Annotated in this window: 23 protein-coding genes and 4 tRNA genes; 10 read left to right on the top strand and 17 right to left on the bottom strand. The window is 57.4% G+C overall.

All coding sequences use genetic code 11. The annotated features are described in order from the left end of the window. Positions 1-21: 21 nt before the first annotated feature. The 14 genes from AC2D8U_RS05720 to AC2D8U_RS05655 form a co-directional block, all read right to left on the bottom strand. Positions 22-1,701, bottom strand: coding sequence for a Na(+)/H(+) antiporter subunit D (locus AC2D8U_RS05720; RefSeq protein WP_484618089.1), 1,680 nt, complete (start codon positions 1,699-1,701; stop codon positions 22-24). After that, positions 1,694-1,975, bottom strand: coding sequence for a hypothetical protein (locus AC2D8U_RS05715; protein ID WP_484618088.1), 282 nt, complete (start codon positions 1,973-1,975; stop codon positions 1,694-1,696). The genes AC2D8U_RS05720 and AC2D8U_RS05715 overlap by 8 nt, the downstream gene beginning before the upstream one ends. Positions 1,976-1,984: 9 nt before the next feature. After that, entirely contained in the window at positions 1,985-3,454 is a 1,470-nt protein-coding gene (locus AC2D8U_RS05710) for a monovalent cation/H+ antiporter subunit D family protein (RefSeq protein WP_484618087.1), read from the bottom strand. Continuing rightward, positions 3,451-4,926 carry a monovalent cation/H+ antiporter subunit D family protein gene (locus tag AC2D8U_RS05705; RefSeq protein ID WP_484618086.1) on the bottom strand — a complete coding sequence of 492 codons (1,476 nt, stop codon included), beginning with the start codon at positions 4,924-4,926 and terminating at the stop codon, positions 3,451-3,453. The genes AC2D8U_RS05710 and AC2D8U_RS05705 overlap by 4 nt, the downstream gene beginning before the upstream one ends. A gap of 3 nt (positions 4,927-4,929) precedes the next feature. Further along, complete coding sequence (locus tag AC2D8U_RS05700; RefSeq protein ID WP_484618085.1) at positions 4,930-5,370, bottom strand: cation:proton antiporter subunit C; 441 nt, start codon at positions 5,368-5,370, stop codon at positions 4,930-4,932. After that, entirely contained in the window at positions 5,367-6,368 is a 1,002-nt protein-coding gene (locus AC2D8U_RS05695; RefSeq protein WP_484618084.1) for a DUF4040 domain-containing protein, read from the bottom strand. The genes AC2D8U_RS05700 and AC2D8U_RS05695 overlap by 4 nt, the downstream gene beginning before the upstream one ends. Then, positions 6,365-6,727 carry a monovalent cation/H(+) antiporter subunit G gene (gene mnhG / locus AC2D8U_RS05690; protein WP_484618083.1) on the bottom strand — a complete coding sequence of 121 codons (363 nt, stop codon included), beginning with the start codon at positions 6,725-6,727 and terminating at the stop codon, positions 6,365-6,367. The genes AC2D8U_RS05695 and mnhG overlap by 4 nt, the downstream gene beginning before the upstream one ends. Continuing rightward, positions 6,724-6,999: an MrpF/PhaF family protein gene (locus tag AC2D8U_RS05685; RefSeq protein ID WP_484618082.1), complete on the bottom strand. Its 276-nt coding sequence runs from the start codon at positions 6,997-6,999 to the stop codon at positions 6,724-6,726. The genes mnhG and AC2D8U_RS05685 overlap by 4 nt, the downstream gene beginning before the upstream one ends. Then, positions 6,996-7,466, bottom strand: coding sequence for a Na+/H+ antiporter subunit E (locus tag AC2D8U_RS05680; RefSeq protein WP_484618081.1), 471 nt, complete (start codon positions 7,464-7,466; stop codon positions 6,996-6,998). Before AC2D8U_RS05680 ends, AC2D8U_RS05685 begins: the two co-directional genes overlap by 4 nt. A 521-nt stretch (positions 7,467-7,987) precedes the next feature. Then, positions 7,988-8,064: transfer RNA gene (locus tag AC2D8U_RS05675), tRNA-Val, on the bottom strand. 28 nt (positions 8,065-8,092) lie between these two features. After that, positions 8,093-8,169 (bottom strand) — tRNA-Val (locus AC2D8U_RS05670). A gap of 16 nt (positions 8,170-8,185) precedes the next feature. Then, positions 8,186-8,262, bottom strand: a tRNA-Val gene (locus tag AC2D8U_RS05665). Between the two features lie 27 nt (positions 8,263-8,289). Further along, positions 8,290-8,366 (bottom strand) — tRNA-Val (locus AC2D8U_RS05660). A 165-nt stretch (positions 8,367-8,531) separates the two neighbouring features. Continuing rightward, positions 8,532-9,887: an MATE family efflux transporter gene (locus AC2D8U_RS05655; protein WP_484618080.1), complete on the bottom strand. Its 1,356-nt coding sequence runs from the start codon at positions 9,885-9,887 to the stop codon at positions 8,532-8,534. A gap of 47 nt (positions 9,888-9,934) precedes the next feature. On the opposite strand from AC2D8U_RS05655, the gene AC2D8U_RS05650 reads away from it, so the two are divergent. Further along, the gene (locus AC2D8U_RS05650; protein ID WP_484618079.1) at positions 9,935-10,549 is read left to right on the top strand and encodes a riboflavin synthase subunit alpha; all 615 of its coding nucleotides are present in this window, start codon (positions 9,935-9,937) and stop codon (positions 10,547-10,549) included. Here AC2D8U_RS05650 and AC2D8U_RS05645 read toward each other — a convergent pair. Genes AC2D8U_RS05645 through AC2D8U_RS05635 form a run of 3 tightly spaced genes read right to left on the bottom strand, consistent with a single transcriptional unit; the run spans position 10,543 to position 12,392 of the window. Then, positions 10,543-10,749 (bottom strand): CPXCG motif-containing cysteine-rich protein, encoded by a 207-nt coding sequence (locus AC2D8U_RS05645; protein ID WP_484618078.1) that lies wholly within the window; start codon positions 10,747-10,749, stop codon positions 10,543-10,545. The two genes, AC2D8U_RS05650 and AC2D8U_RS05645, sit on opposite strands and share 7 nt — an antisense overlap. Positions 10,750-10,768: 19 nt before the next feature. After that, the gene (locus tag AC2D8U_RS05640; RefSeq protein WP_484618077.1) at positions 10,769-11,536 is read right to left on the bottom strand and encodes a pteridine reductase; all 768 of its coding nucleotides are present in this window, start codon (positions 11,534-11,536) and stop codon (positions 10,769-10,771) included. Further along, entirely contained in the window at positions 11,529-12,392 is an 864-nt protein-coding gene (locus tag AC2D8U_RS05635; protein WP_484618076.1) for a fructosamine kinase family protein, read from the bottom strand. The genes AC2D8U_RS05640 and AC2D8U_RS05635 overlap by 8 nt, the downstream gene beginning before the upstream one ends. Positions 12,393-12,796: 404 nt before the next feature. On the opposite strand from AC2D8U_RS05635, the gene AC2D8U_RS05630 reads away from it, so the two are divergent. From AC2D8U_RS05630 to AC2D8U_RS05590, 9 genes are all read left to right on the top strand, one after another. Further along, positions 12,797-13,627, top strand: a complete 831-nt coding sequence (locus tag AC2D8U_RS05630; protein ID WP_484618075.1) for a lamin tail domain-containing protein — start codon at positions 12,797-12,799, stop codon at positions 13,625-13,627. Between the two features lie 9 nt (positions 13,628-13,636). Then, positions 13,637-14,080 carry a hypothetical protein gene (locus AC2D8U_RS05625; protein ID WP_484618074.1) on the top strand — a complete coding sequence of 148 codons (444 nt, stop codon included), beginning with the start codon at positions 13,637-13,639 and terminating at the stop codon, positions 14,078-14,080. Between the two features lie 10 nt (positions 14,081-14,090). Then, positions 14,091-14,393 carry a hypothetical protein gene (locus tag AC2D8U_RS05620; protein ID WP_484618073.1) on the top strand — a complete coding sequence of 101 codons (303 nt, stop codon included), beginning with the start codon at positions 14,091-14,093 and terminating at the stop codon, positions 14,391-14,393. 604 nt (positions 14,394-14,997) lie between these two features. Continuing rightward, on the top strand, positions 14,998-15,936 hold the full coding sequence (locus tag AC2D8U_RS05615; protein WP_484618072.1) for an N-acetylmuramoyl-L-alanine amidase: 939 nt from the start codon (positions 14,998-15,000) through the stop codon (positions 15,934-15,936). A 257-nt stretch (positions 15,937-16,193) separates the two neighbouring features. Next, on the top strand, positions 16,194-17,390 hold the full coding sequence (locus tag AC2D8U_RS05610; RefSeq protein WP_484618071.1) for a ligand-gated ion channel: 1,197 nt from the start codon (positions 16,194-16,196) through the stop codon (positions 17,388-17,390). A 13-nt stretch (positions 17,391-17,403) separates the two neighbouring features. Continuing rightward, positions 17,404-17,895 carry an SET domain-containing protein gene (locus AC2D8U_RS05605; protein WP_484618070.1) on the top strand — a complete coding sequence of 164 codons (492 nt, stop codon included), beginning with the start codon at positions 17,404-17,406 and terminating at the stop codon, positions 17,893-17,895. Further along, the gene (locus AC2D8U_RS05600) at positions 17,867-19,057 is read left to right on the top strand and encodes a type III PLP-dependent enzyme domain-containing protein (protein ID WP_484618069.1); all 1,191 of its coding nucleotides are present in this window, start codon (positions 17,867-17,869) and stop codon (positions 19,055-19,057) included. Before AC2D8U_RS05605 ends, AC2D8U_RS05600 begins: the two co-directional genes overlap by 29 nt. After that, the gene (locus tag AC2D8U_RS05595) at positions 19,038-19,880 is read left to right on the top strand and encodes a PDC sensor domain-containing protein (protein ID WP_484618068.1); all 843 of its coding nucleotides are present in this window, start codon (positions 19,038-19,040) and stop codon (positions 19,878-19,880) included. The genes AC2D8U_RS05600 and AC2D8U_RS05595 overlap by 20 nt, the downstream gene beginning before the upstream one ends. Then, positions 19,873-21,123, top strand: coding sequence for an MFS transporter (locus tag AC2D8U_RS05590; protein ID WP_484618067.1), 1,251 nt, complete (start codon positions 19,873-19,875; stop codon positions 21,121-21,123). The genes AC2D8U_RS05595 and AC2D8U_RS05590 overlap by 8 nt, the downstream gene beginning before the upstream one ends. Positions 21,124-21,225 lie beyond the last annotated feature (102 nt).

Here is a 21,225-nt window from a genome sequence, read left to right as displayed (position 1 = left end):
TCGCTCATCAACTTAACGCGGTTAAACAAAGCTCAATGTCAGATACCCGGTGAGGATCACCGCAACCCACATCACCATAGAGCTGGTCAGTCGGGTTCGCGATAAGCGCGCTTCCGGCAGGTGCAGCGCCAAGAAGTCCAACATCCGCTGTACCAAAGCCACACAGCTTTGCCGAACACTTTGATCCCAGTGCATCACCCGGCCCGAGCTGCGCTCTATCACGCTTGGGAAAAGCTTCCGATAGAACCAGTCAAAGTCCAGACTGATGGTGAGGGTCCGCTTCATCATAGGTAACAGAACAAAGAATGCCGTGCCGGCAAACAGCAGCAGCTGGAATTGGGTAACCAGATGATCCCAGGTGTAGGGCTGATAGCTCACCGGGTAGGGCAAGATCTGATAAAACAGCTGCGGGACAAGGCCGATCCCTATGCATAAGGCAGAGAACAGTGCCATCGCCCAGCGCATGGTGGCGGGCGGATCCGTTGGTCGCAGCCCGGAGTCCTTTTGAAAGAAGACAAACCAGGGGAACTTGATCCCCGCGTGGAGGAACACCCCGGCGGAGGCTGCCAGCAACAAGAACCACACCCAGGCCAGACCCTCATGGGCCGCGGCGGCGGTTTCCAGCGACTTAGTCACGAAGCCCGAGGTAAAGGGCACCGACGAGATCGCCAGTGCGCCAATGGTGCCGTACAGGGTGGTCAGTGGCATCGACTGGAACAGTCCGCCCAGATCGGAGCATTTGCGCTTGCCGGTCTGATAGAGCACGCAGCCCGCCGCCATCAGCAGCAGGCCTTTGTAGATGATGTGCGCAAAGGCATGGGCCGCTGCGCCACTGAGTGCCAGCTCGCTGCCAATGCCGATGGCGGTGATCATAAAGCCCACCTGGTTGACGATGCTGTAGGCCAGGATCCGCCGCATGTCGTTTTCCAGCAGCGCATAGATGATCCCGTAAAACACCATATAGAGGCCGATGTAGATCAGCGCCGTGGTGCCCGCAAAGCACACCATCAGGGTAAACACCGCAGTTTTGGTGGTAAACGCCGACAGGAACACGCTGCCGCTGGGACTCGCTTCGGGGTAGGCATCGGCGATCCAGGCCGAGAAGGGGGGCGCCCCGGCGTTAACCAGGAAACCCGCCAAGATCAGGTAACCGCTCCAGTGGGACAAGCCGATGGGGCCGAACTCAATGCTGCCGCTGGCGTACACATGGGCCACAATGCCCACCATCAGCACGACGCCACCAAACAGGTGGACCATCAGATAGCGGAAACTGGCCTTCCAGGCCGACTCCGTCCCCGCTGCCCAAAGCACCAAGGTCGAGCCCAGGGTCATCAACTCCCAGAACACAAACATGCTGAGCAGATCGCCGCAGAGCGCCACCCCAATCGCCGAGCCGGCGTACAGCATGGCCGCCGACAGCTCCACGGTTTTCGCCTGATTGAGGGCATAAAGCGCACCGGCAAAGGCCATCAGGGCAAAGACGGTGGCAAACAGCCGCCCCAAAACGGTGATCTCAAGCGGGGTCAACTGGTACTGCAAAAACGTCACGCTCGTGCTCGTGCCCAGCGGCAGTGTCCACACCAGCAAAAGCACAAGTATGGGCCCAGCCAATAGCAGGACCCGTTGCCAAAGCACAGAGGCAAACGGCAGCAGCAGACCAATGATGATCAATAACAGCCCAGGTGGAAAATGCTCAATCATGGTAGTAGCTGTCCTTGCGCTTCAAGAGAAAACCCAATCCTTTGGCGATGATCACCATCAGTGCGCAGGCGATAAAGCCGTACCAGCCATAAAATCCCGGGCTGCTGTCCAGGGTGATCCCTTGCGACTCCAGATTGCCATGGTGATGCATGAACAACTCCGGCAACAGGGACAGGGCCAGCACCACCCATAGGCCGCGCCAGAGTTTGGGCCGGTTCTCGGGGCGGTACAGCCAGTGAAGCTCAGAAGACGATTTAGTGGTTTGATCGGTCATCACAGTCCCTTATGAGAGCGCCGCAACGAGGCGGATCTGCTCAGCAAGCTCAAACAATCGATTGGGGAAGGCAAACAGCAGCAAGGTCATCGCAGCGGTGATCCCCAGCGCCGTGACCATCACGGGCGGCGACTCTTTGCGCACCGCGGGCAAAACATCGGCAGGCTTAAAGTAGGCGGCGTAGATCACAGGAACAAAGTAGGCCGCATTGAGCAGCGTTGATAACAGGATCACCCCTACAGCCAGTTGCTGCTCGGCTTCGATGGCGCCCATCAGCAGATACCACTTGGAGATAAAGCCCACCGCGGGGGGTAAGCCGATCATCGACAGCGCCCCTATGGTGAATGCCGCCATGGTGATCGGCATCTGATGACCGATCCCATTGAGCTGGCTGATCTCGGTTTTCTTGGTCGCGGTGTAGATGGAACCCGCAGCAAAGAACAGGGTGATCTTGCCAAAGGCATGGGCCGCGATGTGCAGGCTGGCACCCAGAATTGAGATCGGCGCCAGGATCATCGCCCCGAGCACCACATAGGAGAGTTGACCAATGGTGGAAAACGCCAAGCGACGCTTCAGGTTGTCCTGTTTGAGCGCCACTACCGAGGCACTGACCACGGTAAAGGCCGCAAGATAGAGCAGGATCTCACTGCCCGGTGCCTGTTGCAGCAGCTCCAGGCCAAAGACATACACCACCACTTTGATGACACAAAAGACCCCGGCCTTCACCACCGCGACCGCGTGCAACAAGGCACTGACCGGCGTTGGTGCCACCATGGCCGCAGGCAACCAGCGGTGCACCGGCATTACCGCCGCTTTGCCGATCCCAAGCAAAAACAACAGCGCCAGGACCGTTACCAATGGGCCATCCAGATGCTCAGCCAGGATCCCGGCACTGGTAAAATCTGTGGTGCCGGTGAGCATCCAGGTCCAGATGATCGCCGGCAGCAGCAGGCCCACCGAGGTGAACAGCAATATGCCCAGATAGACCCGTCCCGCCTTCATCGCCTTTTCGCTGCCCTTATGGGTCACCAGGGGGAAGGTCGACAGGGTCAATAGCTCGTAAAACACAAACAGGGTGAACAGGTTGGCGGAGAAGGCGATCCCCAACGCCGCCGTGATCGCCAGGGCAAACAGCAGATAGAAGCGTGTTTGATCCCGCTCGTTATTACCGCGCATATACCCGATGGCATAGAGGCTGGTGACGAGCCAGAGAAAGCCAATGATCAGTGCAAACAGCACCCCCAGCGGCTCCAGCTCAAAGCTCAGGCCCAGTCCGGGGAGCAATTCGAACCAGATCAGGGACGCGTTATCTTGAGCCATAAATCCCTGATAGAGGTGCAGCATCAAAACCAACTGGATCGAGGCGCCGACCAGGGTGAGGCCGTCACGCCAATTGGGATGGTGACGACACAGGGCGATCCCCGCCATCACCAGCAGCGGCAGTAATAGGGTAAGTTGAAGGGTCAGTGCTCCACTCATGATTGCACTCCAAACAGTCCTTGTGCCGTCATCTCCGCAATTCCCACGGTAAAGCGGGTATCAATGCCCAGGTACACATTGGCGAAGACCAGGATCCAGATGGGCAGCAGAAACCCTAAGGGGACCTCCTCACGCACTACCTCATGATCCGGCTGCTGGAAGTAGGCCACTTCCACAATGCGCCAGACATAGATGAGTGCCAGCATCGAGCTGAGCAACACCAAGCCGACCACCGGCCACCAGCCTTGCTCAAGCAGTGCCAAAACCAGATACCACTTACTGATAAAGCCCACGGTAAGCGGCACACCGATCAAGCTTAAGCCCCCCACCAGGATGGCCGCCATGGTCAGCGGCATCCGCTTACCCAGGCCTTTAAACTGACTCAGCTCAGCACTGCCGATCCGGTACACCACTGCGGCCAGCGCCAGGAAGAGCGCTCCCTTGATCAAACCATGGTTGAACATATGCAGCAGGGTGGCCACCAGCCCCTGCTCACTGGCCAGGCTGAAGCCAAGGATCATATAACCGATCTGGGCCACGCTGGAGTAGGCCAGCAACCGCTTCACGTTGCTTTGATAGATGGCGATCAAAGAGCCTGCGAAGATCCCTGTCAGTCCCAATGCCAGATGGATCTTCTGCAACGGCAGATGCTCAAATGAGAAGCTCACCCCATAGATATCAAACACAAACCGCAGCATGACATAGAGGGCTACTTTGGTGGCCGTCGCCGCCAAAAACGCCGTCACCACCGAGGGGGCATAGGCATACGCATTGGGCAACCACAGGTGCAGAGGAAACAGCGCCAGCTTGAGACAGACACCCACGATAAAGAATGCGAAGGCGGTAAACAGGGTGCGGGTATGGGCGACTTCAGGCAGGCGTTGCGCCAGATCCTGCATATTCAGCGTGCCGGTCATCATATAGATGAGGCCGATCCCAATGAGGATAAAGGTTGCGCCTATGGTCCCCATGATCAGGTATTGATAAGAGGCCCATAATGCCCGGCGATCTTTGCCGAGGCCCACCAGGGTGTAGGTGGCCAGTGAAGAGATCTCCAAGAAGACGAAGACATTGAAGGCGTCGCCCGTGGCCAGGATCCCCATCAAGCCAGCCATGCACAGTAGGTAGGCGATATAGAAATAGAGCTGACGATCTTCTGGCAGTTCCCGCTCAATGCTGTACTGCGCCGACCACAGCACTAAGGTCCCCACCCCGGAAACCAGCACCAACAGGAAGGCATTGAGTGCATCGATACGATATTCGATCCCCCAGGGGGCCTGCCACCCGCCTAGCTCATAAACGATGGGGCCGCTGGCGATCACTTGGCTTATCAACAAGAGGCTGATCCCAAACGCCAAGCCACTGACCATCACGCAGAACAGCCACAACAGGCGTGTGGGTCTTAGCAGTAAACATGCCGGTGCCGCCATCAAAGGGACGATCACCTGCAATACAGGAAGGTGGGCTAACACGATTTAACTGTCCTTGTTTCCAACTTTACGTTTAGGCTCATCCTCAGCGACCGGGTGAGGCTCTAATGGCACCACCTCCGCTGGCGTCACGCTGGCCCCATTATCAATGGTTTGGATCTCATCCTCCTCCACGGTGCCGTAAGCTTCTCGGATCCGCATCACCAAGGCCAAACCCACCGCTGTGGTGGCGATCCCCACTACGATGGCGGTGAGGATCAACACATGGGGTAGGGGGCTGGAGAAGCTTTGATAGCCCTCGGCCAGGATGGGCGCGGTGCCTCCCTCCACATTGCCCATGCTGATATAAAGGATGAATACCGAGGTTTGGAAGATCCCAAGCCCCATCAGCTTTTTCACCAGGTTACCGTGGGAGATCACGATGTAAAATCCCAGCATCATCAGGATGATCACCACCCAGTAGTTGTACTGCGCTAAGAGACTCACTCCTGCCCCCCTGGCTGGATCGCCCGCTCGGAAAAGGTAAAGAACAGCAAAATCATCACCGAGGTGACCGTGATCCCGACGCCCAGCTCTACCAGGAAGATCCCCAGGTGCTGGCCCGACAGGGCATTGGCAGACAGGGCGTGATAATCCAAAAAGGCGTGGCCGTTGAGCATGGACACCATTCCCACACTGCCGTACAGCAACACGCCCACGGCGGAGATAAAGCGGATCACCGGGATGGGGAAGATCTTCCGTGCCCGCTCAAAGCCGAACACCATGGCATACAGGGCGATGGCGGCGGCGAAGATCACCCCCGCCTGGAAGCCTCCCCCCGGGCCGTAGTCACCGTGAAACTGGACATAGAGCGCGAACAGCATAATGGGTGGGATCAGCAGCTTGCTGATCACGCGCAGAATGAGGTGATCGGGCAAGGCGCCCCGGCTGGCTGCCGGGTTATTGGGCTTGCGTATTCCCACGCCACGGCCACCGAGCAGCGCCAACACCCCGATCCCCGCGGTGAAGACCACCAGGGTTTCGCCGAACGTGTCGTAGCCCCGGTAGCTGGCAAGGACTGAGGTCACCATATTGGGGATCCCGATCTCCTCCATCGACGCCTCGATGTAGTGGCTGGACACCTGCTGCTGTACCGGCGTGTTGGGATCGCCAAACATCGGCATATCGATAAGGCCATAAAACAGCAGTGCGCCGGTCAAAAACACCACCACCAAGGCGGCTCTGGGCTGGATGCTGTTGGCTTTCTCATAGCGGCTGGTCACCATCAAGGCCGCCAGCAGCAACAAGGTGGAGATCCCGGCGCCTACCGCGGCTTCGGTAAAGGCCACATCCACCGCATCCATGGTGACGAAGAACACCGCAGAGACCAGGCTGTAGAGGCCACACAGCATCACGGAGGAAAACAGATCCTTGGTCCGCGCAATGGTCAGCGCCAGCAGCACCAAGAAGCTGAGCAGCACCACATCAATCACAAACTCGATCATCCGTTGGTCTCCTCCTGCTCTGTGGTGGATGGGCGCGCTCTCCCCCTCTGCGGTCCAAGTAGCGGTGCCAAACCGCCCTTAAGCGCAGCCTTGGCCAAAGCGTGGGCCGCCGTGGGGCTGGTTAAGGGAATGAAGATCAAGATAAAGCACAGCTTGGCGATCACCAGCCAGTGGCTGTCCGGCTGCAGGATCAATCCTAAGATCAGTAAACCACTGCCCAAGGTGTCGGTGACCCCGGCAGCGTGCATCCGGGTATATAAATCAGGAAAACGCAGCAAGCCCAGTGCCCCTATCAGGCAGCAGCTACAACCGGCCAGGATCAAGACCATACTGATCACAGATAACAGCTCTGCCATCATCCTTGCTCCCCCTCGTTCTGTCCATGCTGCTCGAAAAAGCGCAGGATCCCCACCACACCAATAAAGTTGATCAGGGCATAGACCAGGGCGATATCCAGAAACTCCGGCCGACCCATCAAGAACCCCAACACGGCGATCAACAGCACGGTCTTGGTACCAAAGACGTTCACCGCCAGGATCCGGTCATACATGGTTGGCCCCAGGATCGCCCGAGAGAGTGCCAGTCCCATTGCGACCAGTAAGGCGAGGCCTGCCACCACGAACACCGTCATTGGCTCAACTCCTTCACCCGCTGGATCGTTGATCCTTGCTGCAGTGCGTCGATATCATCGCTGTGAAGGGCGTGTACCGTCAGTGTGTTTTCATCCAGATCCAGAGACAGGGTTCCGGGCGTTAAGGTGACCGAGTTAGCCAGCACGACCCGGCTGGCATCATCGTGCAGCTGGTGTTCCAAGATCGCCACTGCCGGGGTCAGTCCCTTTGGGCCTTTTACGATGAGTTTGATCACCTGCCAGTTGGACAGCAGCAGTTCCTTGAGTAACCAGCAGAGGAAACCGGGAAACTTTCGTGCGAGGTGCAGGGGGTAGGACTCGTTATCCACAAGTTCCATGCGGTGGGCCAACCAGGTCACAAAGGCGATTGAGACCACGCCAAGGGTCAAGATAAATGAAGTGTAGTGACCTGAGTTTAAGAGCCAGATCAGGGTCAAGCAGACCAACAAAGAGAGTGTATATCGCATCCGATTGCGTGCAGCGCCATTCCATATCAAGTGACCAATTTATAACATCAACGGTGTTCTAACACTACGTCTTCAAATGTGCAAAGTGATTTTGCATAATCGAATTGTCCCTAATTTCCTAGAGACCTCAAAGCCTTACAATAGGCATACAAGGAAATGTTGTGACAGGTCATCGATATCCGGAAGCATTTTAGCCCAGCCTGCCAAAGGAGAAGACAGTGGGGGCGGCCTCTTCTTTTTTGCTCACGGCCCTGTCGGCGGTTCTAGTTTCAAACTGCACGATGATGTATCAGGTGATGTGCTAGGTGCTGTTGAGCACCAGGGTAGGGGTCACCTAACTCGGCTTAGAGTTATTACTCGTGCCCAAACTTGGGTACAAAACTCCGGATCTCGGGCGCGGCACAGTCCGGCAATGAAACTTGGCCATGAGAAGAACTGGGGAAGGATAGGCTAGGGGTCAGTCGAACTTATCGGACTGGAAAACAAAAAGCCCGCTCGAATGAGCGGGCTTTTTGCCAAGATGGTGCGTCCTAGTGGATTCGAACCACCGACCTCTGCCATGTCAAGGCAACGCTCTAACCAGCTGAGCTAAGGACGCAAAATGTGTTGCTGTGGACCAGCGAATATGGTGCGCCCGAGTAGACTCGAACTACCGACCTCCGCCATGTCAAGGCGGCGCTCTAACCAACTGAGCTACGGGCGCAAAATCTTGTATTGTATGGTGCGTCCTAGTGGATTCGAACCACCGACCTCTGCCATGTCAAGGCAACGCTCTAACCAGCTGAGCTAAGGACGCAGGGATTAGCATAACTAATCGAAAAAGTGGTGCGTCCGAGTAGATTCGAACTACCGACCCCTACCATGTCAAGGTAGTGCTCTAACCAACTGAGCTACGGACGCACTGGGTTGTCGCTGACAACGAGGCGTATAGTAATCATGGCCTCGAGTGTGTGCAAGGGGATTTTCCTTCGGCAGCGTCCGATTGGCCAGCGTTTCGCCAAAACGATGACGGATCAGGCTTTTTTGTTGGATGGCCCCGGAACTCGCCGGGGCCGAAGGTCGTGTTCAAGTGGCGGCCGCTTCATAACGCCCTTGCACTTTGCGCAGTCGCCATTGCAACAGGACGGCGGCACTGGAGAGTCCGGAGATAAAGCCGATCCAGAAGCCGTGGGCCCCCATTCTTGGGACGATCCAGTCGGTTAAACCCACCACATAGCCCACGGTCATACCGATCCCCCAGTAGGAGAGCAGGGCGATCCAGAGGATCGGCATGGTGTCCTTGTAGCCACGCAGGCAGGCGGTCGACACCACCTGGATCCCGTCGGAGATCTGGTAGATGGCGCACAGCAGCATCAATTGGACGGCGAGGGCGATCACCGCGGTATCGTTGGTGTAGAGATCGGCGATGGGGCCTCGAAACAGGATTGTAATGATCGCAGTGAACAGGGCCACACCGATCCCAAGCAGCACGCCCACCTTGGCGACCATGCGGGCGATATGGGGCTCATTGCGCCCCAGGTAGTAGCCGATACGTATGGTGACGGCAACGCCGATAGAGAGGGGCAGCATGAAGATGATGCTGGAGAAGTTGGCCGCGACCTGATGACCGGCCACCACAATGGCGCCCAGAGGAGCGACCATCACGGCGACGAAGGCGAACAGGGTGACCTCAAAGAACACCGCCAGTGCCACCGGCAGGCCGAGCAGACAGATCCGCTTTTGCGCCTGCAGATCGATCCGTTTGAATTGGCTAAATACCTTGTAGGGGCCAAAGCGCTTGCTTGCCAGCAGGTAAATCGCCATGCAGAGGCTCATGCCCCAGAATACCAAAGCGGTTGCCACGCCACAGCCGGCTCCCCCCATGGCAGGCATGCCAAAGTGACCATTGATGAAGATGTAGTTGGCTGGAATGTTGATGGCCAGGCCGATAAAACTGATCACCATGGAGGGCAGGGTGTGGGACATCCCCTCGGTGAAGGCACGCATCACCTGGAACAGCAGGAAAGCGGGAGCCCCCCACAGGACCGCTTCAAGGTAGCCGACGGAGAGACGCTCCAGCTCCGGCTCGAGATCCATGCGGGCCAGGATCAGATCAGCACTGGCCAACAGCATCATGGCGATGGCCGCGCAGATAAGAGCCAGGTAACCGGTCTGGTGGATCAACGGGCGGATCTTCTCCTCCTGGCGGGCGCCATGCAGGTGGGAGACCAAGGGGGGAACGGCCCAAATGATCCCGGCAAACAGCAGGATCACCGGGAGCCAGAGGCTGGCACCGACCGCGACGGCAGCCATGTCGACGGCGCTGATCTGGCCAGCCATCACGGTATCGATAAAGCCCATCATGGTTTGTGCGACCTGAGCGGCAAGGACGGGCAGGGCAAGTTGGACCAGTTTCTTGATCTGGTAGCCAGAGTTATGCATGGTGTACGGCCAATTGGTTTAGATTTCAGTGTAAAACGAGAAGACGTATGTTTACTGGCATTGTTCAGCTTAAGGCGCCTGTGGTGGCGTTGTTCGATCAGCCCGGCCTGCGCACCTATGGGGTGGCGTTACCTGAGGGGTTGAGGGAGGGACTGGAGATCGGGGCAAGCGTTGCCAATAACGGTGTTTGTCTGACGGTGACAAAGCTTGAGAATAATAAGGTTTTTTTCGATGTGATGCGAGAAACTCTGGAAAAAACCAACCTGTCTGAGCTGGCCTTGGGGAGTGAAGTGAACATTGAGCGCTCCCTGGTTTTTGGTAAGGAGATTGGCGGCCATCTGGTTTCCGGTCACGTCCATACCTGTGCCGAGTTGATTGAACGGGATCAGAGCGAAACAAATTGCCGTTTTCGCCTGAAGGTGTCGCCCCAATGGATGAAGTATATCTTGCATAAGGGCTTTGTGGCGGTGGATGGCTGCAGCTTGACCGTTGGCGATTGTTACGATGATGGCTTTGATCTGCATCTGATCCCGGAAACTTTGGCGATCACCACTTTGTCAGATCGCCAGGTGGGCGATCGGGTCAATATTGAGATTGACAGCCAGACCCAGACCATTGTCGATACGGTGGAGCGGGTGCTGGCTCAACGCCAGGCTCAGTAGTTCTGTTCGTCATCCGCATCGACAAATACTTGCACCTGCTGGTGCTGCTCGTCGATGTGGAGCCGGACATGGATGGGGCTGCAACAGGCGCTGCAATCCTCATAAAACTCCTGATCGCCGTCACTGGAGTCCACCTCGATCCGAGTATGGAATCCGCAATGCGGGCACAGAACATTGTGTTGGTTATTGCCCAGTTTCATGGTTCCCGCTCCAGGAGCGCTAGGCCCCCTCTAGTGGTGAAAGGGATCGGCCGCCATCGACGGCCAATACCTGCCCGGTGATGTAGTGTCCCTCTTCGGCCAGAAAGCACAGGGTGTTGGCGATCTCCTCTGGGGTTCCCAGGCGGGCCTGGGGGATCTGCGCCAGGACCCGTCGTTGTGCATCCGACCATGTGTCTGCGCCATCATCGCCAGGCCATAGGATGGCCCCCGGTGCAATGGCATTGACACGGACTTTGGGAGCCAGCTCCAGCGCCAAGGACTTCGTCATCATGATCAGCGCAGCCTTCGCCATACAGTACAGTGTATGCCCTTTTAATGGGCTTTGAGCATGGAGATCGACCAGGTTGATAATGCTGCCCCCGTGCCGTTGTAAAGCGGGCGCAACGGCCTGGCTCAGTAGCAGAGGCGCCTGCATATTGGAGCCCACCAGAGCGTACCAGGACTGCTGATCGATCTCGCCGATGGGGGTGGCATAGAAGGCGGAAGCATTGTTGACCAGCAGATCGAGCCGTTGCCACTGTTCCAGTGCTGCCTGGGCCAGTTGCTGGGGGGCTTCCCAGTGGGAGAGATCGGCAACCAGCACTCGGGCGCTGTCGGGGCGGATCCCGTTGAGTTCGTCCGACAGTGCTCGGGCTTCGTCATGGGAGTGACGGCAATGGATCAGGATGCGGTAGCCGCGTCGGTGCAGGGTGCGGTTGATCACGGCCCCGATCCGTTTGGCACTGCCGGTGATCAGGGCGACCTTGGCTTCGCTGCTCTCAGTCACAGAACAGCTCCTGTAACTGGCGTTGGCACTGCTGCAGATAGCTGCCGCCGAACAGGTTGAGGTGATTGAGCAGGTGGTAAAGCTGGTAGATCGCCTTACGCCGGGCGTAGCCGGGATCCAGCGGCCACTCGAGATCATAGCCTTTGTAAAAGTCGGTCGGCAGGGGAGAGAAGAGTTCAGTCATGGCGAGATCCGTTTCCCGATCACCATAATAGGTCGCCGGATCGAACAGGCTGCCGCAACCCTCAACAAAGGCGAGGTTGCCTCGCCACAGATCACCGTGCAGCAGTGAAGGTTCGGGCTGGTGTCCCTGCAGTGCGGTGGCACAACGGTCGATCCACAGGGCGATGTTACCCAGTTGATGGCCCTTCTCCTGGGCGAGCTTGAGCTGCCAGCCAATACGCTGTTCGGCGAAAAACTCCGCCCAATTTTTTTGCCAGCGATTGGGTTGTACCGTGGTACCGATATAGTTGTCTTCATCAAACCCGTACTGGGACTGGCAATGATCCCGGTGCAGGCTCGCCAGTGCCTGGCCAAACCGGAACCACTGGGCGTCGTTAGCGCCACTGAATTCGAGGAATTCCAGGGCAAGGAACGAGCCTTCGGCACAATCACCAACGGCGATCACCTCCGGGATCTTCAATTCAGGAGACTGGGCCAGCAAGCGTAAGCCGTGGGCCTCGGTTTCAAACAGCTCCACCTTGTCACGCAGGTTGGTTTTGATGAACAGGGCACAGTGATGATCCCTGACATGCCAGGCCTGATGGATATCCCCTCCGGTGATCCTTTCCCGGTGTTGGATCTTAAAATCCCGGCCCAGAGCATCGGAGATCTGCAGGCTGATGGCGTTCCACATATCGGCGGTTCCTTGGCGGTTGTGATGTTTTCATCTTACGACAACTTGTCAGGGATCCAACTATTTCTGACACGACCCTTGCGCTGGCTCAAGGACCGCTTTGGGGTTGGGTATATCTCAATGAGTAGTGTGGAGGCACTTGCGTTCAGACTCATAATTGGGAAGCAAATAGTGGGCAGCTCGAAGCAATCTCTGGAGTAATGGACTGAGTTGACCGTATATGGACACCCCGGTCGTGGAACAAAGCTGACCTGAACTGTAAGGCTACAACTCACTCAGAACCACACATGTTTGGGCTCAGATATGCAATGAAAGTCAAGGGGTGGCGACTCGACGGCCAGCACGACTTCCGAGCCATTTTTTGGTGGCTCAATGTAAGCAACCGATGACACGTGAGGGATAGCATGGAACATGGTCGATACAATGACGACCAACGTCGCTTGAAACGGATCAGCGAGTCTGTACTGGATACTGCCCAGCAGATCTTGGCCAAGGAGGGGTTGGGTGACAGCTATGATCCCCACTTTGCGCTCTGGTGGCGGGCAAATGTGATCCACGCCAGCCGGATGGTGGCAATCGACACCATCAACTGCGGTGAAGCGGGGATCGAGCAGGAGTTCACGGAGGTGATAAATCGCGGGCCGGCGGTGGTCAACCTGTCCCGCTGGCGCCTCAATGCCGGGGGCCGCGGCCAGGACTTTCAATTTCCCAGCAACTGCTTTTTATCACCCGGCGAGGTCATTCAGATCCACACCGCTAGGGGCGTATACAGTTTCCAAAGCAGCACGCCGATCTGGAATATCCGCGGCGACGAGGGGCGCTTGTTTGATGCAGAGGGTCAACTGATCTGCGCCTATATGTATGGCAGCAAGGCTCAGGGCTGTGTCGACATTGCCGAGATCACCTTCGATGGTGTCGAGCAGGGGGAAGCGGATGAGTACTGCGAACTGGTGAATTTCTCCGATCATTGGATCGATCTAAGCCAGTGGCGTCTCAGCGCCGGGCCAGATCAGGAGTTCGTATTCCCCCAAGGGGCGAAGCTGGCGCCCAGCAGCCGCGTAAGGGTGTACACAAATAAGATCGAACCGGCGACCGGGGGGTTCTCCTTCGAGTCGGGCCGCCCTGTGTGGAATAACCGTGGCGATACGGCCCAGTTGTTTGATGCTCGCGGTGAACTGGTCACTGCTTTTCGTTATGAAGTCCGTCAGGAGCGTATCCAGGGTTTGCCGGGGTAGGGAGGTGGCATGATGAAACAGCTGAAACTGAGTCATCTGTTGCTCTTATCGGTGGCACTGCTGGCCTCGGCGTGTTCGATGCAGTTGGTCGATAAGCAAGATCCCATGACCCTGGAGCAGATCGTGCAACTGGGCCGAAAGATCGATGGCTTTTGGCTGCGCCTGTCGTTGGTGCCTAGCGACGACCGACCGTTTCAACGCTACGCCCCCGCCTACATCCAGAGCGGCAGTGACATTGCCGCCTTGCATCTTCGCCAAAAGGCGCGAGCTGACAATGAAGAGACGCAAAAACAGGTCGAACTGATGCAGAGCATGTGGGAGCAGGATACGCGAGCCCATCAACGGGATAACACGGTATCGGATTACATCATAGAAAACCGGCGCAAGCAGTACCACAGGATGATCCTGGCGATCGTTCAGGGCGAAAGTGCCAAACCGCAAAGCTCAGACTAAGGAGAACAGCATGAGCGAAATAAAGGAAGATCTGCTTAATGAGGTACGTGATGCGATTGAGCAGGCCGGGATCCCCCTGATTGGCGAGGCCGAGGCGCGCTTTCGACAGCATAAAAGCGCGCTGGAAAATCTGCTTAAAGCCCGGCAAGAGGGGCTGATTGACGAAGCAGACTTCCAGGCGGAAGTAGTACGCGAAGGGGAGGTTCTTAAGGTGGAGCTGCTGAGTTTGCAGATCGCCAGCAAAGCGGCGGTGCAAAAAGCGATCGACGGCGTCAAGCAGGCGATGATGGCCAGCGCCAAGAGTTTGCTGTAACGGGATGTTCCCTCCTCGATTCGGGTGCCCCGTTACGGGGCGCCATTTTCAGCTATCACACTCGAGTCCTTGTGTCAGAGGAGCCGGAAAAATGATGCCAAGGCTGAGCCCAGTCGAGCTGAAATTGTCGAGTATTTAATGGGTAACGCAAGCTTTGGGCTATGGTTGAATCAGTAAGGGTCGAGGACAAAGCGGTCGAGGTAAAGCCCAGGAGGGAACGGGTTTCCATGCTGGTCCCGAGCATCTCACCGTCAGGTGTACGGGGCAGGGCCTGTGTACTGGCGCACGCTATGCGCCCGGTGTCAGATAGGAAGGCATTCATTTATGGCCTCCGTCAAGGGTCGTTAGCGGACGCCGTGCCCTCGGTCAATACCAAGGTCGGGACACGTTTGGTGATGGTCAAGGGCTTTGAATATAGGGTTGAGCGCCATCCGTTAAGCCTAGGTTCTTGTTGGTCACACAACCAAGCGATTGAGTTGCCGCCGATCTTGTACTGGCCAGCGTCTTTGTCACCTCGGCTCCATGTACAGGTGGCGCCTAGTGATGAGAAGCAGAATGAGCGGGTGTTGAGGTGCTTAATGCGACGCGAGTAAGTAGGAAAGGGATGTTGTCATGCCTTCAGGTTGTGCTTGCGCTGGTTCTTGCGGGGTGCTCCGCTCTGCCCGTTAAGGAGTTACCCAGCCCTGATTTCGATCAGCGGGTGAAAGCGGTGGTGATCCACTATACGGCCGGAGACTTTGCCGAATCGGCCGAGGCGTTGACCGGGCGTGGAGGGGTCAGTGCCCATTACCTGATCCCTCAGGCCGATGATCCGAGTCATGGATCTGCGCTGCAGATCTATCGGCTGGTTGATGAAGGGGATCGCGCCTGGCATGCCGGTGTGAGCCATTGGGGCAACCGCAGCAACCTCAATGACACCTCCATCGGTATCGAGCTGGTCTATCAGCCCGACTGTCGTCGGGGAGCAGACGTTCAGTCGGGGATGGTGACTACCGCACAAGGTGATACCGACCTGCTTTGCCTGTTTCCGGATTTTGATCCTGAGCAACTGGGGCTGTTGGTTCGTCTGCTCACCCAGATCCAGCAGCGCTATCCGAAGATCCCCCCGACCCATTACCTCGCCCATGCGGACATCGCACCGCGGCGTAAGCAGGATCCCGGCCCACGTTTTCCCTGGCAGTGGTTGTACCAGCAGGGGTTTGGTGCCTGGTATGAGGATGCGGTGGCCCAGGGGTATTGGCAGTGCTTTCGGCACAATATGCCTTCAGAGGAGGTGCTAGTTCAGGCCCTGTCGCTCTATGGGTATGTGTTTTCTCAACCTCTGGCACCGGGAACGACCGAACCCGATGCGATTTCTCAAAACCATGTGCAACTCAGTGCCGTTTGGCGCGCGTTTCAGGCCCACTTTGTGGCCGATAGGATGACCGGTCAGGCGGATCCCAAGAGTGCAGCGATCCTGTTTGCCCTGCTGGACCGATACTATCCCGATCAAGCTAAAAAGCTCAGGTCCCAGACTGAGTGTTCAGCACCAGAGGGAGGGTAGAGTGATTTATCGTGCGCCGCTAACGCCTATCCCCAGTCCACTCAACAGTTGAATAAATACAAGTAGTTGAACATAGTTTTACTCGTTAGGCGTAACCCATTGGACGCATCTTCATCGCGCCTTTCACGGCCCGGCATGCGCCGTGAACGAGCAAGCGGTTGTATTGGAGCGTGACAGTCTTTGGGTTGCACCTGACTCCTGGCCACGGCAAGGAAGCCTGGCAAATTTCTCAACAGGACGAGAAGGAATCTGTGTTTATGCCCTCCAATGCCGGTGTTGCAGACTCACTCCCCGAGTCTGACTCGCTCGAAGACCCCTCATCCCCCGTACGCCGCAACGAATTTCGGGCGAGTCTAAAACGTGGCTTGTTGCCCTCGCTAGCCAATGGCTTGATGCTCGGCCTGTATCTGCTGGCGGCCAGTATCGCCCTAGGGCTTTTGGTTGAAAGTATCCCTCTGCGCACTGAAATGGAGGCCAAGGCGCATTATCCGGTGAAGGCCGTGGATGGGAGCCCGGCGCCAATCGGCGCGGCGCCGGTTAACGTGGGTCTCTACCTGTTAAGCCTGTCGGCTCATCGTGATCAGGAGCGCAGCTTCTACGCCGACTTCTACTTGTGGCTTCGTTGGCCCAGCGATCTGGGCGACAGCATGCCTTTTGAATTCATGAATCGAATGTCACCGGTGAGCCTGGTGGATGAAACGGCTCCGGATCAGCGTTGTACCTTAGAGCAACCCGATGGCTGGGTGCCCTGTCCTGAAGGGGATGAGCCGGGGAGCTGGCAATACCGGGTTTACCGGGGCAGTGGCGATTTTATTTATGATCTGGATCTCCGGCGTTACCCGTTCGACGCCCAGCGTTTTGAGATTGAATTGGAGTCCTCTCAGTTGTTGCTGGAGCAGGCTCACTTTGTCGCCGATGAGCAGAGCCAGGTCCCGGGTCACCTGATCCTCAATGGTTGGCACTTGGGCGGAGCCGAGCTGGAAACGGGTGCCGAGCGTTATCAGACCAATTTTGGCATTCCTATCCTGGCGGACAGTCCTGAGTTGCAATACGCCAAGGCAACCTTTTCCATGGAGATGGCGCGGGATCCCAAGCCTTATGCCTCCAAGACGCTCCTTCCGTTATTGGTAATTTTGGTGATCACCTATCTGGCTTTCTTCTTGCCGCTGGACAGCCATGAGGCACGGATCCCCTTGTGTGCAGGTTCCATGTTGTCCGCCATCGCCCTGCATATCACCGCCAGCAATGCACTGCCAAACATTGGCTATACCACGATTATGGATCGCTGCTTTATGACGGCTTATCTGCATATAGGGGCGGTTACCGTGGTAACTGTGGTGAATTCACTGATCCATCAGAAAACCGGCCACCTGGTGCCCCAATTGAATCAGGCGGCGGCCCGGCTTTACCCCTTGACCCTGATGCTGGGGCTACTGATCTCGATTCAATACTAGGCGGGAATGAGAAATGGACTTCTATCACTTTCTGGATACACATCACAGGATCCCGGGAGGGATCTCTCCCAACACCGATGATTTTGCACTGGTTTATCTTGGTGACGGGGTGAGGTTGGGGATGGTCGCCCGCAAGGCGATCAGCCATGGGGCGGTGATCGCGACACTACAGGGAATTCCCTCTAACGTCGTCACACAACACAGTCTTCAGCTGGAGGGGCGGGGACATGTTCGCGATCCCTTTTTCTGCGGATACCTGCTGCACTCCTGTGAGCCTAATCTGCAACTGGATCCCCGCACGGGGCAGGTGAGCGTCTGTCGCCCCATCCTGCCGGGCGATCCCCTGACGTTGGATTATGCCGCGACCGAGGATGTGCTGTTTAAGCAATTTGATTGCACCTGTGGAACGTCGAAGTGTCGGGGCCGGATCCTGGGACGGTTGGAGGCAATCGAGGAAACGGTTGAGGAGGGCAGGGATGGACGATTCGTGGTGGGCGCGGTCTGATCTGCATTATCACAATGAGCAACTGTTGATTGGAGGCCGTCCGGTCGAGTCTTGGCTACAGGGGATGGCATCGCCCCTGTTTCTCTACAGCCTGGCCCGGATGGAAGCCAATGTCACCAGGCTGCAGGCGGCACTGGCGGGGATCCGGCCCACCAGTCGATTGCTCTATGCGGTAAAGGCCAACCGCCACCCCCTGGTTTTGCGGCATCTCTTGTCGTTGGGACTGGGGCTGGACCTGTGCTCGCCGAATGAGGTGAGTCTGGCGCTCGAGTGCACGGCCAGTGCCAAGCAGCTCTCTTTGACCGGCCTGATGTCACCTGAGGAGCTAAGGCGGATGGCCAGGCTCCCCGAGATGATGATCAACCTCGATAGCCTGGGTCAGATCCCCATTGTCGGTCAGTCCTGCCCCGGCAGGGCGATCGGCCTGAGGATCAACCCGGCCGTTGCCGGCGGGGCGCAGGGCAACAGTAAGCTCCAGTACAGTGGCCCTCGTCCCACCAAGTTTGGGATCTACCCGGATCAACTTGAGGAGGCGCTGCGCCTGGCGCGCCGCCATGAACTGGTGGTCGAGCGCCTGCATATGCATGTTGGCTGTGGCATGCAGGGGGAGGATCTCAGTGCCTGGCTCCATGCCCAGCGATGTTTGGCCCAATTGGCGCAAACCTGTCCCGAACTGCGCCAGGTCAACCTGGGTGGGGGACTTGGGATCCCCTTGCAGGCGGGGGACGCTCCTCTGGATCTGGACCGTTGGGCCCGGGAGATCGATAAGATCTGGGGCCCGTTAGGCGTGGAGCTGTTGTTTGAGCCCGGTGAGTACCTGGTGCGGGATGCGGGGGTTTTGATCCTTGAGGTGATCGGCGTGGAGCACAAGGGAGGCGTCGACTTTATTACTCTTAACGGCGGGTTCAACCTGGCGGTAGAGCCGGCGTTCTACCAGAGGATCTGTTACCCGCTCCCTGCCTGTCGGGGCAAAGCAACCGGACGACCAACCTGTGTTGCTGGCAATATCAATGAAGCCCTGGATATCTGGTATGAGGGGGCAGATCTGGGCGAGATCCCCGTGGGAAGCGCCATGGTGCTGCTCAATGCCGGTGCCTACGCGGCATCGATGGCGTCCAACCACTGTTTAAGAGGACGTTTCAGTGAACGTATCATCGGTTGAAATAGAGCAAGATCATCGCATCGTACGAGCCTATCGGATGCGCCCTCTGCTGGAGGGGATCCTGGTGGGCAGCGGGATCCTGCTGGTGACCCTGATCACCACCTATTTCATCCTTCATCATGCGCTCAATGCGGAAAAGGAGGAGATCCGGGAGGGGATGTTGCGTCAGGCCAAGGTGATTGCAACCCTGGTTGATGGTGACTCCCATGATCAGTTTCAGTTGCCCGAGCAGGAGCAGACGGCTGCGTATCAGGCGGCGATCCGGCCCATGGCCAGAGCCTTATTGGAGAGCTGTGATCAGCCACTGAGCCGATTTGAGCAGATGTTCGACGACGGCAATGGGTGCAGCCTGCGCTTCATCTATACCGTGATCCTTCGAGCGGGGCAGGTCCACTATGTGCTGGATCCCTGGCCGGCCGGGATCCTCTCTCCGAACAACCCGGACCGGGAGATGAAGTCCCATATTATGGAGCCCTATCCCGAAGCGGCACCTGAGATGTGGACGGCGTTGCGGGAGCAACGGGCGATGACAACCGGGGTGTTTACCGATGAGTGGGGATCCTTTATCAGCGCCTATGCCCCCTTTTATACCAGTGATGGGGAGTTTGTCGGGATCGTCGGTGTCGATATGAGCGCCGATCGTTATCTGGCGCGTCTTCAGCCCATCAAGACGGCTGCCACCAGAGCCTTTATCTGTCTGGTCTTTGTTGCCTACCTGGTTGGTTGCATAGTCTGGTTTTTAAGGCGCTTTGCCCTGGTGATCAACCGCAAACGTCTGGCCTTGCACCAGGAACTGGTGGTCCAGGAGGCTGAACATGGCTGAAGTGGCAGTAGCACCCACCCTGGTGACTCGGCGTGGCGGTCAGGTGGCGGTTGCCCTGGCTGCCACCTTGCTTTTGTCCCTGTCCATGGGGATCAACACAGTGCTCTTTCCCGTGACCATGGAGGGACTGGGATTCTATTCCGCCCAGATCGGCCTGGTACTGGCCGGGGAAACCCTGGCGGCGTTGATCATCTGTCTCTCTTTGGTTTGGCTGCTGCGTCGAGGAGGCTTGTTGTGGGCCATCACCGTAGCGCTGCTGTTACGTGCCGGTGCGCTCTACTCGCTCTCCTGGCATATGGGGGGGGCTGAGTTGGGGAATGCCGGTGCCGAGCCGGTCGAATCGGTTCGACTGACCAGCTGGTTGGGGCTGGTCTTTATTCATGGGATAGGGGCCTACCTGATGGTTATCGCCCTGCAACTGCTGATCTCTACCCAAAGACTGGGGCGCTACCAGACGCTGATCAATGCCGGGTTCGGCGTGATGTGCTCCCTGGGGTACAGTGGTGGGCCTCTGATCATCGAGTGGTTAACCTCACAGCCTGCCCAGCTCACTCTGCTTGGCACCCATTGGACTCTGCCCGATCACCGTGTGTTGTGGTGCTCACTGGTGATCTCTGTGTTAGCCGGAGTGCTCTTTGTCGCCTCCCGTCCCAAGGTCCCGGTGGCCAATAGCAAGGCGGAGCCCTTGACCGGTTACCTGATTCAGTCCGCCGGTGTGTTTGGTGCCGTGGCCAATGCCGGAGTGGTTAATTATGGTGTGGCCGCCTTCATCACCCTTTATGGCCTGCGTAACGGCATGCCTCTGTATGAGTCTTCCCTTCTGCTGGCGGCCTTTATGCTGGGTTGTATCCTGCTTGAGCCGGTCTATGCCTGGCTGTCGGGATTTTTCGACCTGCGCCTGGTGCTCTTCACCAACACCTTTGTCTCCCTGACCTTTTGTACCTTCCTGCCCATCGTGATCTATGAGTTCCCTCAAGCCGCGCTCCTGCTGTTTCTCTGGGGAGGCGCAACCGCATCCGTTTATTCCATCGCTCTGACCATACTGTCCCAACGCTATCGGCAATCTCAGATGGTGGGTGTAAATGCCGCCTACTCTTTAATGGATATGGGAGGCGGGACCCTGGGAGTTTTGGGGATCGGCCTGGCCATGCAGGGTGTGGGATCCGAAGGCCTGCCCTATGTGATCATGGTCGCCTCCGTCCTCTATTTCAGCTATGCACTGACTCGATACCGAGTGGCCTAGCGCGAGGGAGTTTGGTTGCGAGCACAGCCGCTGTCATTGTCCTTGTACCTGTCGCCGTTCGCCGATACACTTTGTGGTCCGTTTGTGCAGACTTAGCTCTCG

It is taken from the genome of Ferrimonas sp. YIN67, assembly GCF_057219095.1.
This window is presented reverse-complemented; position numbering and strand designations above follow the sequence as displayed.